General features: G+C 61.5%; 15 protein-coding genes. 6 read left to right on the forward strand and 9 right to left on the reverse strand.

From position 1 onward, the window contains the following. Positions 1-24 precede the first annotated feature (24 nt). Entirely contained in the window at positions 25-357 is a 333-nt protein-coding gene (gene cutA / locus CJZ82_RS06330) for a divalent-cation tolerance protein CutA (RefSeq protein WP_094554957.1), read from the reverse strand. A 126-nt stretch (positions 358-483) separates the two neighbouring features. Next, the gene (locus CJZ82_RS19315; protein ID WP_255380786.1) at positions 484-606 is read right to left on the reverse strand and encodes a hypothetical protein; all 123 of its coding nucleotides are present in this window, start codon (positions 604-606) and stop codon (positions 484-486) included. Positions 607-763: 157 nt separating this feature from the next. Between CJZ82_RS19315 and CJZ82_RS06335 the strand changes: the two genes are divergently transcribed. The 5 genes from CJZ82_RS06335 (at position 764) to CJZ82_RS06365 (ending at position 5,541) form a co-directional block, all read left to right on the forward strand. Then, a complete protein-coding gene (locus CJZ82_RS06335; protein ID WP_233130081.1) occupies positions 764-2,155 on the forward strand; it encodes an META domain-containing protein in 1,392 nt (463 codons plus the stop codon). 393 nt (positions 2,156-2,548) lie between these two features. After that, a complete protein-coding gene (locus CJZ82_RS06340) occupies positions 2,549-3,604 on the forward strand; it encodes a carbon-nitrogen hydrolase family protein (protein WP_094554959.1) in 1,056 nt (351 codons plus the stop codon). A gap of 285 nt (positions 3,605-3,889) precedes the next feature. Further along, positions 3,890-4,159, forward strand: coding sequence for a type II toxin-antitoxin system RelE/ParE family toxin (locus CJZ82_RS19535; protein ID WP_158218492.1), 270 nt, complete (start codon positions 3,890-3,892; stop codon positions 4,157-4,159). A gap of 416 nt (positions 4,160-4,575) precedes the next feature. Further along, positions 4,576-4,899 (forward strand): type II toxin-antitoxin system HicB family antitoxin, encoded by a 324-nt coding sequence (locus tag CJZ82_RS06360; protein ID WP_233130082.1) that lies wholly within the window; start codon positions 4,576-4,578, stop codon positions 4,897-4,899. Between the two features lie 162 nt (positions 4,900-5,061). Further along, positions 5,062-5,541 carry a VOC family protein gene (locus tag CJZ82_RS06365; RefSeq protein ID WP_233130083.1) on the forward strand — a complete coding sequence of 160 codons (480 nt, stop codon included), beginning with the start codon at positions 5,062-5,064 and terminating at the stop codon, positions 5,539-5,541. 254 nt (positions 5,542-5,795) lie between these two features. Here the strand turns inward: CJZ82_RS06365 and CJZ82_RS06370 are convergent, their stop codons facing one another. The 3 genes from CJZ82_RS06370 to CJZ82_RS06380 form a co-directional block, all read right to left on the reverse strand. Further along, positions 5,796-5,993: a hypothetical protein gene (locus CJZ82_RS06370; protein WP_094554964.1), complete on the reverse strand. Its 198-nt coding sequence runs from the start codon at positions 5,991-5,993 to the stop codon at positions 5,796-5,798. 24 nt (positions 5,994-6,017) lie between these two features. Next, positions 6,018-7,979 carry a pyruvate kinase gene (locus CJZ82_RS06375; RefSeq protein WP_094554965.1) on the reverse strand — a complete coding sequence of 654 codons (1,962 nt, stop codon included), beginning with the start codon at positions 7,977-7,979 and terminating at the stop codon, positions 6,018-6,020. Positions 7,980-8,073: 94 nt separating this feature from the next. Continuing rightward, a complete protein-coding gene (locus CJZ82_RS06380) occupies positions 8,074-8,463 on the reverse strand; it encodes a Crp/Fnr family transcriptional regulator (RefSeq protein WP_094554966.1) in 390 nt (129 codons plus the stop codon). Between the two features lie 121 nt (positions 8,464-8,584). Here CJZ82_RS06380 and CJZ82_RS18255 point away from each other — a divergent pair, with 121 nt between their 5' ends. Further along, complete coding sequence (locus CJZ82_RS18255; RefSeq protein WP_094554967.1) at positions 8,585-8,809, forward strand: hypothetical protein; 225 nt, start codon at positions 8,585-8,587, stop codon at positions 8,807-8,809. A 154-nt stretch (positions 8,810-8,963) separates the two neighbouring features. Here CJZ82_RS18255 and CJZ82_RS06390 read toward each other — a convergent pair whose 3' ends face one another. The 4 genes from CJZ82_RS06390 to CJZ82_RS06405 all read right to left on the reverse strand — a co-directional run bounded on the left by CJZ82_RS06390 (position 8,964) and on the right by CJZ82_RS06405 (position 14,322). Beyond that, positions 8,964-10,241, reverse strand: coding sequence for a PP2C family protein-serine/threonine phosphatase (locus CJZ82_RS06390; RefSeq protein ID WP_094554968.1), 1,278 nt, complete (start codon positions 10,239-10,241; stop codon positions 8,964-8,966). 10 nt (positions 10,242-10,251) lie between these two features. Beyond that, complete coding sequence (locus tag CJZ82_RS06395) at positions 10,252-10,704, reverse strand: ATP-binding protein (RefSeq protein ID WP_094554969.1); 453 nt, start codon at positions 10,702-10,704, stop codon at positions 10,252-10,254. 9 nt (positions 10,705-10,713) lie between these two features. Then, positions 10,714-11,067 (reverse strand): STAS domain-containing protein, encoded by a 354-nt coding sequence (locus CJZ82_RS06400; protein WP_094554970.1) that lies wholly within the window; start codon positions 11,065-11,067, stop codon positions 10,714-10,716. Positions 11,068-11,181: 114 nt separating this feature from the next. After that, positions 11,182-14,322 (reverse strand): cyclic nucleotide-binding domain-containing protein, encoded by a 3,141-nt coding sequence (locus CJZ82_RS06405; protein ID WP_094554971.1) that lies wholly within the window; start codon positions 14,320-14,322, stop codon positions 11,182-11,184. Between the last annotated feature and the right edge of the window lie 58 nt (positions 14,323-14,380).

Here is a 14,380-nt window from a genome sequence, read left to right on the forward strand (position 1 = left end):
TGCCATCCTGACGCCCCTGGCGGATCAGCTGGGGAGCGTTTGCTCGATCACCCAGCGCCGGTAGGCGGGATCGGGATCCTGCAGGGGCGTGGCCATGATCGCGGGGATCTCGTAAGGGTGAACCTCACGAAGCAGGTCCATCAGTGCCTGCCGGTGTTGCTGGGTGGTCTTGAAGGTGATCCGGATCTCCGGCTCTTCCACCAGCTCCCCCTTCCAGACGTAGATGCTCTCGATCGGCTCCAGCTGGGCGCAGGCCGCCAGGCCCGCACGCACCACCTGCCTGGCCAATCGTCTGGCATCGTCGCGTTTCGCCACCGTGGTGAGCACGGCCAGCAGCGACGACTCGGGGGTGCTCATGGCGGATCGCCTGGCTGTCGCCTGGAACGGATGAAGCTCACCATCAGGCAGAGATGGGTGATGTTGTCAACCGCCTGGCTGCAGCCGATGGCTGAAGGCTGATTAACCCCCGTCAGACGCATCAGATCAGATCACCCGTCCGAGCGGGGTGTGCCGCAGCAGGATCGTGAGCAGCCAGCACCCGCTCAGGGCCACACCGAAGCTGACCTGGAACTTGAGCGCGGCGGGCAGCGGGGAGGGCAGTCCCATCGGCCGGATCCGGCCCAACTCCTGGCTCCGATGGGCTTGGCACTGAGACGCATCCTGAAGTGGGGACTCAGTCGGCCAGTACCGTCCACCCCAAAACCACGCCCCGCCGATCGTGCCGATCTCGATTTCGTTTCGTCTGTGGGGCTGGCCTGCCGCTGTGGCGAGCAGCTTGGTGGCCAGCAGCTTGGTGATGACGGCCCCCGCGATGGCTGGCACGGTCAGCGGCACTGCCACCTTCCGCGAGCGGATCGCCCTGCCGCCCGATGCAGTGTTCGAGGTCGTGATCGAGGATTACGCGCGGGCCGATGCTCCCGCCACGGTGATCGGCCGCCAGCGGATCGCGCCGGCCGGCCAGCCGCCGTTCCGCTTCTCGATTCCGTATAAGGACAGCGACGTGACGCCCCGCGGCCGCTACACGCTGCGGGCAACGCTGCGTCACCAGGGCCGGTTGCTGTTCAGCAGCGACACGATCACGCCGGTGCTCAGTGGCCAGAAGCAACCGGTGGAGCTGCTGCTGAAGCAGGTTGGCTTCGGTGCGCTGCCGGCCAGCTGGCAGGGCGACATCCCCGGCGCGGGCGGCGCGATCCGCTGGCATGTGGATCTGGCCGCCGATGGCACCTACCAGCTGCGGCAGATCTTTCTGAACCGGCCCCAACCAAATGCGTTCGATGACATCGGCCGCTGGCGCCTGGAGCCCGGCACCGGGCGGCTGGTGCTTCGGGGCGGCCGCGAGGCGCCCGTCTTTCTGCAGCCGCTCGATGCTGGTGCGGCGCTGCGCAAGCTCGACCTGGAGGGTGCGCCGATCAGCTCCGCCCAGAACGATCGGCTGAAGCGGCTGCCCCAGCCAGCGCCGATCGACCCACGCCTGCAGCTCACAGGGATGTTCACCTACATGGCCGATGCGGCCAGCATCCGGCTCTGCGCCACCAGCCAGCGGCTGCCGGTGGCGATGGAAGGCGACTTCCTGGCCCTGCAGCGCGCCTATCTCCAGGCCCGTCCGTCCGACAAGCCCGGCCAGCCGCTGCTGGTGGGGCTGCAGGGGCTGATCACCCAGCGGCCGTCGATGGAGGAGGGGCAGCCGCCACGCCGCACCCTGGTGGTGGAAAAATTCGGCACCATCAACCCCGGACAGGGTTGCCCCAAGCCCGCCAGGGCTCAGAAGAGGTCGGGCCGCGGGCAACCCCGCCGGCAACTCGTTGCCCCCTTGCGGGGTACCACCTGGAAGCTGCTGGCCCTCGGTGGGGAGACGGTCGTCCCTCGGCAGCCCCCCGGCCGAGCGATCGAGCTGCAGCTGTCTGCCGAGAACCTGCGCCTGGCTGGCAGCGGTGGCTGCAACCGCTTGATGGGCGGCTTCAGCCTCGAGGGCGAAACAATACGGTTCTTCCAGCTGGCCAGCACCCGGATGGCCTGCAGCCCGGAAGTAATGGCCATCGAGCAGCGCTACACCGAAGCCCTGGCTCTGGTGCGCCGCTGGAGCATCGACAAGCGCAGCCTGATGCTCCAGGACGCCAGCGGCAAGACGCTGCTGCTCCTCCAGGCGGGCGAGTAGCCAGATCCGGTCTGCGGATTCAACCTTTGGTGCGATCTCGGCCAGCTGCCACAGCTTTCGTCACTCTCTGACCCACCAACTTCTGAAGAGAGGTATGGGGAATGTCACGAGCCAGGAGTTGTTGGAGCACAACGACGAGAGGAGTGCGTTGATGACCTGTTTGTGCTGAATCGTGGTCACTGTGGTGCGTCAAAACAGCCGACATTCTGTAGCTGGTTGAACATCTGGTTCCTGGACCCGCCCATCTTCCCCTCTGCCAGGAGCCGATCTTCGCAAAAGCCATATGCTGGAAGAACTTTCAGGAAATAGCGTAGGGTCTTGATGGCTTCTTCTGCTGCTGCAGATCTCTAGAAAGGATGGAAGCTGGACATGCCGAAATACTGTTAGCCTGACATGCACCAGCAGAGGCAAAAGTTGCGAATTGCAGTTGTTCAAAGACCGCCGGTGTTACTGAACCGTTCCGCGACAATCGCTGACGCCGTCGACTCGATACGTGAAGCTGCGTCAAATGAGGCCCGAATTGTGGTTTTTCCAGAGGCATACATCCCGGGATATCCATCCTGGATCTGGAGGCTGCGGCCAGGTGCAGATATGGCGCTCGCGGAGAAGCTTCACTCCCAGCTTCTCGCAAATGCCGTCAGCCTCAACGGCAACGATCTCACTCCGCTTCGCGAGGCTGCAAAGAAGCACAAGGTAACAGTTGTCTGCGGTGTGGATGAGCGGGATGCTGAATTCAGCCGCGGAACTATTTACAATACGGTTGTGGTGATAGGGCCAGACGGAGCCTTATTGAATAGGCATCGAAAACTCATGCCGACGAATCCAGGGCGTATGGTATGGGGATTTGGCGATGGTTCAGGGCTAAAGGTAGTTGACACGACTTCCGGCCGTATCGGCACGCTCATATGTTGGGAGAATTACATGCCGCTTGCACGATTTACGCTTTACGCCCTTGGTGTCGAGATTTACATCGCCCCTGCTTATGACTCCGGTGACAAGTGGATTGGCACACTCCAGCACATCGCACGAGAGGGTGGATGCTGGGTAGTGGGAAGCGGAATGGCCTTCCGGGCCGCAGACATTCCGGATTCTGTTCCTGGAAAATCGGAGCTGTATCCAAATGCCGAGGAGTGGATAAACCCTGGAGATTCAGTGGTGATCGAGCCGGGCGGAAGGATCGTGGCAGGGCCCAGGCGGCGTGAGTTAGGAATTCTGTATGCAGAGATTGACCTTGAGCGTGTTGGAATTGCGCAGCGGAGTCTCGATGTTGTCGGGCATTACTCGAGGCCCGACATCTTTCAGTTACAGGTGAATACAAATCCGCTCAAGCCCGTTGTATTCGAGATCGGCAAGGAGTCTTCGATTGGTAATATTCAGATGCAGAAGACGGGGGCGGAGGTTGCTCATTCAATCGGAGTAGCTCTGCCCGCTTCTGATCTTGAGCGTTAGAAGGATCAGAAGAAACTCGGAAGCATCAACGTCTTGACGTCTTGACGTCAAAGCGCTAAGATCGAGGAATGGATGAAGCCAAAAGGGCCACTATTTACTTTGACGCGGATGTTCATCGTGCACTGCGCCTAAGGGCTGCTGCATGTAATCGCTCAATATCGGATATGGTAAATGAAGCAGTGCGCATGACATTGGCGGAAGATGCTGATGATTTGAGAGATGCTGATCAGAGACAGGCTGAGTCAAGCTCTAGCTTCGAAGAGTTTGTCACAAGTCTAAGAGATAGTGGCCGAATATAGATACAGCCTCTCGATTAAGCCATCAGCCGCCAAGGAACTACAAGCGGTATCTGACAAGGCGACGTTGTCGCGATTGATTGAGAAGATTAAATCACTGGAAACTCAACCATGGCTATTAGGGTCTGAAAAGCTCGCAGGCAGGCCGAACCTTTATCGTGTCCGTCAGGGTAACCATCGGGTTGTCTACTCCGTCGATGATCAGTCGCGTGTTGTCGACATTATTAAGGTTGGCCATAGAAGAGATGTCTACCGATGAGTGGACCTTCTGGAATCAAGATACTGAAGACGGGAGCTGAGGAAATCGACAATGCCCAAGTTCGCTCGCCCGATTCTGATCTTGAGCGTTCTCCGTATCCAGCAAGCCGTTGACCGGAAGTCGCAACTGGTACCGAGTTACAGTACCATGCATAGATGAAGCGGAAGCACCAGCGCACCCTTGAGCTGATTTTCTCCCCTCCCGTAAACGGCAGCTTGCAGTGGAGGGACATCGAAGCCCTGTTTCAGGAGCTTGGTGGGGATGTCACTGAGAGGGCGGGCAGCCGAGTCGCGGTCGTTCTGTTTGGCGATGGGTGGGGTCTTTCACAGGCCCCACCCATCGCCCGATACAGACAAGGGTGCTGTTGCTTCAATCCGCAAATGGTTTGAAGCACACGGAGTGTCATCATGAATCTAATGACTGTGGATGGCTACCACGCCAAAATTGAATTCGACGAGGAAACGGATCAGTTTCGCGGGGAAATTCTTGGGCTTTCTGGGGGAGCGGACTTCTATGGATCAAGTCCGGATGAGCTTCGTCGAGAATTCAAAAAGTCACTGGAAGTCTTTCTTGATGTCTGCAAGGAGCAAGGAATTGAGCCGCGGAAACACTTTTCAGGCAAATTCAATCTTCGGATTCCGCCTGAACTCCATGAGAAGTTGGTGATGACTGCGGAAGTGCAGGGAAAGAGTCTTAACACGCTCGCACAGGAAGCACTCCGGAGAATTGTCACCGCATAGATGAACTGATAATAAGCCCCTTGAGTGGACAGGCCTCCACCGACTTTATTCTTGCGCTCTATAGTCCCTGCCTTTCACTCAGGGGTGGCGTTATCCCACCAGTGGAATCCAATATAGACTCCGACCTTCACTGGCGCATCGCAAACGAGGTGTGACATGGTAATGCCTGCAAAAAACACGATTTGCCTCTGGTATGACGATGGCGCCGAGAACGCCGCGCGGTTCTATTCCGAGACGTTTCCCGAGTCATCTGTCGGAGCGGTGCACCGCGCACCAGGGGACTTTCCGGCTGGGAAGCAGGGAGACGTGTTGACTGTTGAGTTTTCCGTGATGGGTATTCCCTGCCTCGGGCTCAACGGCGGTCCTGCGTTCAAGCACAACGAAGCATTTTCGTTTCAGGTTGCAACCGTTGACCAGGCTGAGACTGATCGCTACTGGAACGCGATTGTAGGCAACGGTGGGCAAGAGAGCGAGTGCGGCTGGTGCAAGGACAAGTGGGGATTGTCCTGGCAGATTACCCCGATTGCTCTGACCAAGGCCTTCACCAACCCCGTTCGCGCTGTCGCCAAGCGCGCGTTCGATGCAATGATGACGATGAGAAAGATCGACATTGCCGCAATCGAGGCGGCGATACGTGGTTGAGGTGCACGATAACGATGCAGTGACTTTCAGTTGTAGCGAACGGTCCGCCGCGAGACCTGCTTCTGAACCGGAGCATTAGCGCCAATTGCATTATGTGTATTGTTTATAATTAGCTTGCATCAGGCAACCCTTCCCGGCATTGGCAGGCGGGGTGCCTGGCTTGGGGTCTAAGAGCTTGGCAGTATCAGTTGTGGCAAGAGGTTGGCTATGTCCTTCCTCGCAGACTGCTCGGCGGTTCATGCAGCAATCGCGAATCAATCAATCGCGATTCCCATTTTCCTTTCGACCAGCTTCTTCAGATAAATTCTCCTGGCACGGTCTAATCCAGAAGATTTCATTTTATTTAGTTCAATCATTTCCGGCAGCGCCAGCTTCATCTGCTCCCGCACTCGGCTCTGGCTGAGCCTCGTTACCACGCCGATCACCTCGCAGCCCTTCCGCAGCAGCTGCATGGAGCGCACCCAGTTGCGGCAGCCTCAGCCTCGGCCGCAGCCTGCTGGACTGAGCGGAATGGCCTCGGGGTGATGGTGCGCCGCCAGTTCGAGGCGGCGGAAGGTGGGGCTGTTCTTGCGCTGATGGTTCTGCATCCGCAGCACGATGTCGTGCAGCGTGCGCACGGTGGCGGCGATGTTGGGGCCCTTGTTGAGCATCACACCCTCGGCGCGGGCGCCCATGGCGGCATCGGTGATCTCAGCGCGCGTCGGTGTGCCGCGCTGCGCCAGCTCCTCGAGCACCTGAGTGGCCCAGATACAGGGGAGATGGGCTGCTTCACAGACACGCAGCATCTCCTCCTGGATCTCAGCAAGCCGTTCCCAGCCGCACTCGATCGCCAGATCGCCGCGGGCAATCATCACTCCGAGGGGCGCCGGATGGTGCATGCCGGCCAGCAGTAGTGCGGGCAATTGATCGAAGGCCTGGCGGGTCTCGATCTTCAGGATCACGCCGAGATCCGGTCGCCCGAGGTGGATGAGTTGCTCGTGCAGGGCGTGCACGTCGCCGGCGCAGCGCAGGAAGGATGCGTTGACGATGTCGGCGTGGTCTGCGACGAAGGCGAGGTCCTCGAGGTCGCGGGAGGTCAGCGACGCCAGCTGGAGCGTGCTGTCGGGAAGATTGATGCCCTTGTCAGCCCGCAGCCTCGAGCGCTGCCGCCGCGCTGCGGTGATCTCCACAAGCAGTTCGGCGGCGCCAGCAGGGCCGGCCGGGATGGCCACGATCCGTCCGGCGATCCGGCCGTCATCGAAGACGATTCGCTCGCCCACCTTCACATCGGCGAAGACCTCCGGCAGGGTGCAGCCGATCACCGCCGGGCTGGTCACGGCACCACGAGCGTCGAGCACAGCGTCACGTCCCGGCTCGGTGCCAGCCACGATTCGCAGGTGATCTCCTGGCTGGAGAGTCACGGCGCCGGGCTGGGGCGGGATCACGCCCACCAGGATCGAGATCCCGGCCTGGTTGACGAAGCGCAGCCCGGGGATGAAGTGGCAGGTGCGGGTGCAGCTCAGCAGCAGGCCTTCGGCCAGGCGCTTCTCGACCTTGAAGCGCCGCTGACGGCCGGAGGCATCGACGCCCTGCAGCACATCACCGGTCTTGAGCCGCTGCCAGTCGTCGCCGCTGACCGGCACCACGGCATCGACTCCAGCTGGGGGCTTCAGCGGTCGCATCACCGGCGCGAACAGGAGCCTCGCCGGTGTCAGCAGCCGGCCGTACACATCACGGCGGGGCTTGCAGACCAGCAGCCGCGGCCCCTCCTCAATCGGGCCGGTGCGGAGTTTGGGGCCCGCCAGATCCATCGCGATCCGGCAGGGGCGGCCCGTGGCGGCACTGGCGGATCTCACCTGATCCACCATCCGTTGCCACACCCTGGGGTCATCGTGGGCGCAGTTGATCCGGGCAACGGTCATGCCGCCCTCGAGCAGCTCGGTGATCAGAGCCGGATCAGCCGCGGCCTCGGCGGGCAGGGTCACCATGATCGTGCCCACCTCACCCAGCAACCGCCGGGTGTTTCCGGCAGCCAGGGCCAGGCCGGCCCTGTGCTCGAGCGGTGTCTCCGCTCCCAGCCGGCGGCCACTGTCTTCTCCGGAGAGCGCGCAGAGGATGGCCAGCACCCGCCGCAGCGTGGTGAGCACGCTGGCCTCACAGCGGCCGAGTGATGAAAGCCCCAGGCAGGCGAGCTGCTCCTGCAGTTCGCGGATGTCGTGCTGCCGCAGCGCCACGTAGTGGACCAGGTTGAGAGCACTGGGCCGATAGGCCGGAGCCACCGCCTCCAGGATGGGCAGCTCGCGGCTCTCCAGGTCGACCATGGCGCGAGCGAGTTCCACCAGCCTGGGGATGACCCTCCCGGGATCCTGGCAACCGTCGAAGAATTCCGCTGGAAGAGGCCGGCCGCCGGATCCGACCGCAGCCATCTCAAACGGCACCGGTGCCAGCACTGTGTCCATCAGATCATTCTGATCGGGCTGCCCTGCGGCTTCAGTCTTGCTCCATACATGGGCCTGGCGGGCAATGTGAGGGTCTGATGTGGTCTCTGAGGGATCAGCTCAGCTCCGCCAGACGGATCTTCAGATCCCGCAGGCGTTGATCGATTGCAGCGAGCAGATCGAGGGCAAACATCGGCGTCTCTTGAAGCGCGAACAGGAACTCCTCTCGTCCCATCACCAGCAGGCGGCAGGGGGTGATCGCCAAAGCGTGCCCGTGGCGCCTGTGCTGCGGTTCCACCACTGCCCCCATGCCGAACACCTCTCCCGGGGCGATGTCTTCACTGCAGGGTGCTGGGCCCCAGCTTAGGCGCACCGTGCCCTCGAGCAGGCCGAACATCTGGTCGCCGGGTGCCCCGGCTACGAAGATCGTGTCGCCTTCGGGAACCTCCATCACGTCACCGTTCTGAGCCAGCGAACGCATGATCTCCAGGGGGGTGACGGCCATGACAGGAGGAAAGGAACTTGAAAAAGTGTGGCCCAGACGGGTTAAGAATCGCTTGGCCGCCTGCAAAGCGGGACTTGATCGTGCCGGGAGCCTTTCCCCCAGGGCCGGCACCGGAAATCGCATGAATCAGGTCGTGAAGACACTGAGGATCGCTCCGGCGAGTTTCGTGCCTCTGTGGGCCTGTGGGTCAGGCATCGATGGCATGAGCGTCAAGAAAAGGCCGAGATTCCGATGGTTCTACGGCTACGCCCTGATTCTGGGAGTGATGGCATTGATCGCCGGGCTGCAAACGTATTTCTTGTGGCGTCGAGGCTGGTTCCTGGACTGGACCGCGATGCGGCTCTGAACGTTCCTCCACAGGAACCTCTGCGGCAGCTAACAGGCGGCTGGGAGCTGACCAGTCAGAAGTTAAGATCCTTCTGCAGGGCCGATGATCTTGCCGCGGTAGACACTCGTGGCCGAGCGCGTTTCCGTCCGGGCGGAGTCAGGACCGCTGCCGTTCACGAACGTTCACCGCCTCGCCGCTGCAAGCCTCCAGCCGTGAGAAGGATCCGCACCGCCAGCATCGTTGCGTCGTCATCGAGCGAGTGGGCTCCAGTGAACCGCCGCAACTCCTCGCGTAGCTGATCGATCAACGGATCCAGCGGTTCCAGCCGTCGTTGGCCCAGAAATTCCATGCAACGCGTTTCCGAAAATGGCTCACAGGCATCGTTCTCGGCTTCGGTGATCCCATCGGTGTAGCAGAACATCAGATCACCTGGATGGAGAGTTGCCTCCATGACGCTGAAGGAAGCTTCGGGGAAAACGCCGATCAAGGCCCCTGCTGGGAGAGGGAGAGGTCGCGCATCGCTTTCGGTCACAATCAGGGGAGCACAGTGACCGGCATTGGAGTACCGGAGGAGGCCGCTGCCCAGGTCGAGGAACCCGCAGAACACGGTGATGAAATGGGAGGTCTCATTGCCTTCGCAGAGGCGGTCATTCAGCTTTCTGAGCAATTCATTCGGCGACGGCTCCGAGATGGCCAGCATGCGCAGCAGCCCGATGGCGCGTGCCATCAGCAAAGCCGCCCCAATGCCATGACCCGATACGTCACCAATGCAAACGAACAGACGATGATCATTGATCAACAAGACATCAAACAGGTCACCACCCACCGAGGAGGCAGGTTCCATCAACGCGCTGACCTGGAAGTCCGATCGGTCGGGAAAAAGCGGACGGTGCAGCGGCAGCATCCCCGTCTGCAGCTCATGAGCGAGGTGCAACTCCTTGCGCAGGTGCGAGAGTTCGAGACCTTCGCGTTGAGCTTGCAGGGTGAGCTGATTGGTGAGACGCATCCGCTCGGTCAGGCTGGTCATCAGATTCCTCGCCACACCGGGCAGCAGGATCAGCCGAGACCACAGCAGTTCCGGGGTGAGCCGCAGCACGGTCGAATCCGACACCGCCCGAACCAGGGCTGAGACGGGCTTGCCATCAATGGCCGAGAACTCACCGACGCACTGTCCGGCCGGAATGGGAATCCCAGCACTCTCATACCCATCAGCTTCGAGAAGCGCGATCATCTCCCCACTTAACACGATATAGACGTTCTGATTGGCCTCACCGGGTCGAAGCAACGTCAAGCCAGCAGGAAGCAGAATTAGATCAGCTTTAGAGAGAGCAATGTCCAGGGCCGTCGAGTCAACATTATGGAAGAGGGGCACCCAGCCAAGAGAGTCGGGCACCGTTCGATCACCCCAGAGCCCGAGTGAGACCGGGAGAGCGGATTGAGACTTCAGCATGGCGGCGCGGTCAGACGTTGTGCGGCCAATGGACAGTGATTCTCAGTTCGTTCCTGTCTTCGACACGGCAATAATCGAGATCATCGGAAAAAGTACGCATCATCTTCAACCCCAATCCACCTGGCTGTGCGTCGAGAAGCGAGCCAGGTGTGGGTCTTGGAACGTAATCGTCCAGATCGAATGAAGTGCCGTAGTCAGTGATCGAAAGAACCGCCGAGTTGTGTTTGCCGGATCGATCCACGCACAGCCGAAGCAGAACGGGGCAGCTCAAGGCGCCTGGGCCTCCATGATTGATCACGTTCGCGAGTGCCTCATTCAGGCAGAGGTCCAACCGCAGAATCTGGTCGGGGGGAACATCGCGTTCCACGCATTCGCTGGCCAGCCAGACGGATGATCTTCCAACGTCGACGGCATTCGCCTGGATGGTGAAGGAGGCGGCGGGAAGAACGGGTTCACCTAGCATGGAAGCAGCTCAGGCGACGGCAGCCTCAAGGGCTTCCCTTTCCGTGGCGAACATGGGCACGATGGTGCCAACACCGGTGGTTTCGAGAGTCTTGGCCACAAGATCATTATCACCGACAAGAAGAACAAGCCGCCCACCGCGCCGGGCGACCGCCTTGGCATTATTGATGATTTCACGAATAGCCACCGATGCGAGGAACGTGACTTCTCTCAGATCGACGATCACACGTCGTCCCTTTGCCGCACTGAGGGAAGCGAATTTCATCGTGATCGCTTCCGTTCCGATCATATCCAGCCGTCCAGATAGCCTGATGCTCCGGCAGACATCGCTGTGGTCTTCATGCTCAATTGAAGCAGACGACATTCTTGCCAGTCAAATTAAATCTCATTCTATCCTACAAGCCGGTATGCTGCAAAGCGAGACCGGCGCCATGCTTCGAGCTATTCGCCTCAGCATTCGACAGGAACCTGCCTCGGTTCAGCCGGCTGCGAAGATGCCGGCGCCACGGGGTGTCTGACTGGCATCGATCTCGACTGCTTCCCTTGCTGTTGTCTGGCGAATCCGCTTGGCCAGTTCCCGGATCACACCCTGGATGATCTCCGGCTGATCCACCATCAGATCCAGCAGGGTCTCCTGCTCGATGCGGTAGAGCCGGGTCGGCCAGATCGCCGTCACGGAGGCGGAACGGGGTTCCGGATCGATAGCCGCCAGCTCTCCCACGATCTCGTGATCGCCCAATTCGACAATGGTCTGGTCACCGACATGAACCCGAACCAAGCCATCGATGATCACATACATTGATGTGCCCAGCTCTCCGCGCTCGAACAGGGTCTCGCCAGCAGACAACTGCACTTCATCCAGCACGTTGGCCAGTTGCAGCAGGACATCACTGGGTGTCGAGGCGAAGATACTCACCCCCTTGAGAAGGATCACCCTCTCGATCGTGACGGTACCGTTCATAAGAGTCTTTTGGTCGGACATGCGGTCGAGCAGATCGCGTACCCGAGGATGATCGTGGTGGGCAATCCTCGCCGCATATTGGCCGATGTCCGACGGATTGAGCGACCAGGACGCAAGCAGGGCAGTCTCGGCGACCACGGGATTCCCCGAACCGATCGCGTCGGTCACGGCATCGTGAAAGCTGACGTCGGGGCGGCGGGCGGCGCAATAGAGCGCACAGGCACGCGTCCAGGAATCGGAGCTCAGCCCCCTGCGGGCTTCGAGGATCTCAAGCAGACGCTCATGCGCGGGCAGGGGCCTCGGTCGCACCTCCTCAGGGAGCTCCCGCAGGGCGGCAGGAGGGGCAAGGCGCTCCAGGAAGGGAAACGTGAGGCTCTTCAGGACAGGGGTGAGAATCGAATCAAGGAGTTCGAGGGCGATCGCCCGCTCCCGGGGCGATCCGGTCCAGTAGCGCAGGCGGGCCTGTCGCAGGAGGCTGCCGGATTGAAGGAAACCCAGCAGCAGGAGCAGTCGATCCCTCGTGCGCTCGAGTTCGTTGGCCAGTGCCATGGGCAACACCTCATGCAGGTCATGACCGAATTCAGCCATAGCGCTCAGGAGCCAGGCACCGTGGCGAACCTCCCGCAGCAGCTGGGCTTCCACCTCGGGGCGGACGCTCTCATCGGCGCGGTAACGGCATCCCGCCAATGAGGACTGGGCCGCGTGGCGGATGGCCGGGTCTTCCGACCGGCTGCGGTCCAGGAGCGAGGCGATGGCACGGGGGGAACGGAGCGTCCCGAGCAGGCGGAGGATCCGCCGCTCCTCCTCGCTGCCGGTCGGCGCCCGCTCGAGTTGGACGATCAGGGCATCGACACCCGCGTCTCCCGCGCCAAGCAGGGACCGGCGCGCATGAATGGCGCAGGCCGGATCCCCCAGACTCTCTGCGACGGCGGGCCACAGGCGGGGATGGGCGATCGCTCCCGCGGCCTCGAGTGCAGCCCTGCGCACCCTCACGTCCGGATCAAGGAGAAAGGACTGCAAGGGTCGGTACAGATCACGATGGCCGAGCTGCCCTAGGATCTGTACGCCGTCCGCACGCTGGCAGGGATCGGCGGAACGCAGCAGGCGGCGGAGCATCTGCCAGCCGTTCCGACGACCCGTCGTGTCGCCATGACGCAGCAGGCCGACAAGGACGGCGGTTCGCACGGCCGGATGCGGACTCCGGAGGTCAACAGCCAATCGGGCCGGGTTGCGATCTGAATCCTGTACCGCCAGAACCCGGATCGCGGCGGCGCGCACCTCGGGAATCGGATCGGCGTCGGCGATCGACCTCAGGGCCCCCAGATCGGGCAAGATTCCTGTCCGTTCCAGCAGCCCCAGAACATGGCACCGCAGCTCGGGAGCAGGGTGCCTCATGAGCTCAGGAAGCTGGGTCTTCAGAAAGGCCGGGTCGGCGTCCGCCAGCAGATCGAGGGCATAGACGGCGGGGCCGACCTGCGGACCGAGCGCCGTTTTCCGCAGGATGGCCAGCGTGGCTGGATCGCTCGCCTGGAACGCACCGCCGGTCAGCTGCCTGCGTTGCAGTGCTATGGCCAGCGCCCGCGGATACTGTCGGCGCAGAAGCCGAGCCAGAACAAGCCAGACCCCTGCCACAGCAAGCATCAGGCAGGCAAGGGCCGTCACTCCATCGGGCCAGAAGTGGTCGAGGCACAGAAGCAGAACGCCGGCGAGGCCTGCGCCCACCGGGCTGATGATTCCTTCTGCGAAGGTCTGGATTCTGACCCTGTCCCGGCTGGCGAACGGCTGAAACAGGAGCAGAACGGAGGAACGATCGATCGAGAGCCGCAGAACGCGATCGAAGAACTTGGACAGCGCAAGAGCCCCGAAAACCACCAGGGTGGGGAGACCAAGACCAGTGGCCGCAACGCTGGCCAGCGACGTCAGGCCGAGGCTGAGCGGAAGGACCAGCAGACCGATGCCCAGCCCCCAGCGGTTGAGCACAGGACCGGTGGCAAACGATCGCAGCCCCAGCGTCGTGGAGGCCGCCACGGCGTAGAAGGTGCCGAGAAAGGCCGCCACGGCGTCGGCATTGCTGAAACGTGCATGCGCCGCCACCAGAAAACTCTTGTCGACCAGGAAGCGCATCAGCACAGAGGCCAGGAACAGCGCCAGGATCAGCCTCGTGTAGCTCGACCCCAGCGGCTGGGACCGCTGGGGTCCCTTCCCCCGCTGCTGGGGATCGGAGCGGTGCCGGTGCCGGCGATCAACGCGCAGAATGAATTCCACGACGGGGAGGCAGAGCGCGGCGGCGGCGGCGGAGAGAAGCACGAGATTCTCACTGCCGAGCCGAGCCACCAGCACGGGCAGCCCGAAGCCGCCGACGACGAGGGCCAGCACTTCTCCTGAGCCGATCACCCCGTACAGCCGCTTGGCCTGGCGCACATCGAGCAGCGAGGCGGTGAGGCCCCAGAACTCCAGGTTCAGTAACCCCTCCACCACCCGATACCAGATCAGCAGACCGAAGGCCGCCACCATGGCAGCATCAGTCGCCATCAGCGAGCGGAGAAAGAGAAAACCCAGAGTGATCAGCAACAGACTGAATCGCCAGGCCTGCTGATTGGAATATCGGTTGGCGAACCAGAGGTGAAAACCACTGGTCAGTGGCCCCACGATGGCCACGGAGAGATAGATCAGTGGGAGACCCTTGGGGCCAACAAAGGAGAGAAAGAGAGCATTT

Origin of the sequence: Synechococcus sp. 1G10 (assembly GCF_002252625.1) — a bacterium.
Lineage (GTDB): Bacteria > Cyanobacteriota > Cyanobacteriia > PCC-6307 > Cyanobiaceae > Regnicoccus_A.

Coding starts and splice junctions, on each gene's coding strand:
- cutA (WP_094554957.1), bottom strand. CDS start 357: ATGAGCACCCCCGAGTCGTCGCTGCTGGCCGTGCTCACCACGGTGGCG.
- CJZ82_RS06370 (WP_094554964.1), bottom strand. CDS start 5,993: ATGCAGCTGCTGCGGAAGGGCTGCGAGGTGATCGGCGTGGTAACGAGG.
- CJZ82_RS19315 (WP_255380786.1), bottom strand. CDS start 606: ATGGGACTGCCCTCCCCGCTGCCCGCCGCGCTCAAGTTCCAGGTCAGC.
- CJZ82_RS06340 (WP_094554959.1), top strand. CDS start 2,549: ATGCACCAGCAGAGGCAAAAGTTGCGAATTGCAGTTGTTCAAAGACCG.
- CJZ82_RS06400 (WP_094554970.1), bottom strand. CDS start 11,067: ATGTCGTCTGCTTCAATTGAGCATGAAGACCACAGCGATGTCTGCCGG.
- CJZ82_RS06360 (WP_233130082.1), top strand. CDS start 4,576: ATGACTGTGGATGGCTACCACGCCAAAATTGAATTCGACGAGGAAACG.
- CJZ82_RS06365 (WP_233130083.1), top strand. CDS start 5,062: ATGCCTGCAAAAAACACGATTTGCCTCTGGTATGACGATGGCGCCGAG.
- CJZ82_RS06395 (WP_094554969.1), bottom strand. CDS start 10,704: ATGCTAGGTGAACCCGTTCTTCCCGCCGCCTCCTTCACCATCCAGGCG.
- CJZ82_RS06390 (WP_094554968.1), bottom strand. CDS start 10,241: ATGCTGAAGTCTCAATCCGCTCTCCCGGTCTCACTCGGGCTCTGGGGT.
- CJZ82_RS06380 (WP_094554966.1), bottom strand. CDS start 8,463: ATGGCCGTCACCCCCCTGGAGATCATGCGTTCGCTGGCTCAGAACGGT.
- CJZ82_RS06375 (WP_094554965.1), bottom strand. CDS start 7,979: ATGGACACAGTGCTGGCACCGGTGCCGTTTGAGATGGCTGCGGTCGGA.
- CJZ82_RS18255 (WP_094554967.1), top strand. CDS start 8,585: ATGAATCAGGTCGTGAAGACACTGAGGATCGCTCCGGCGAGTTTCGTG.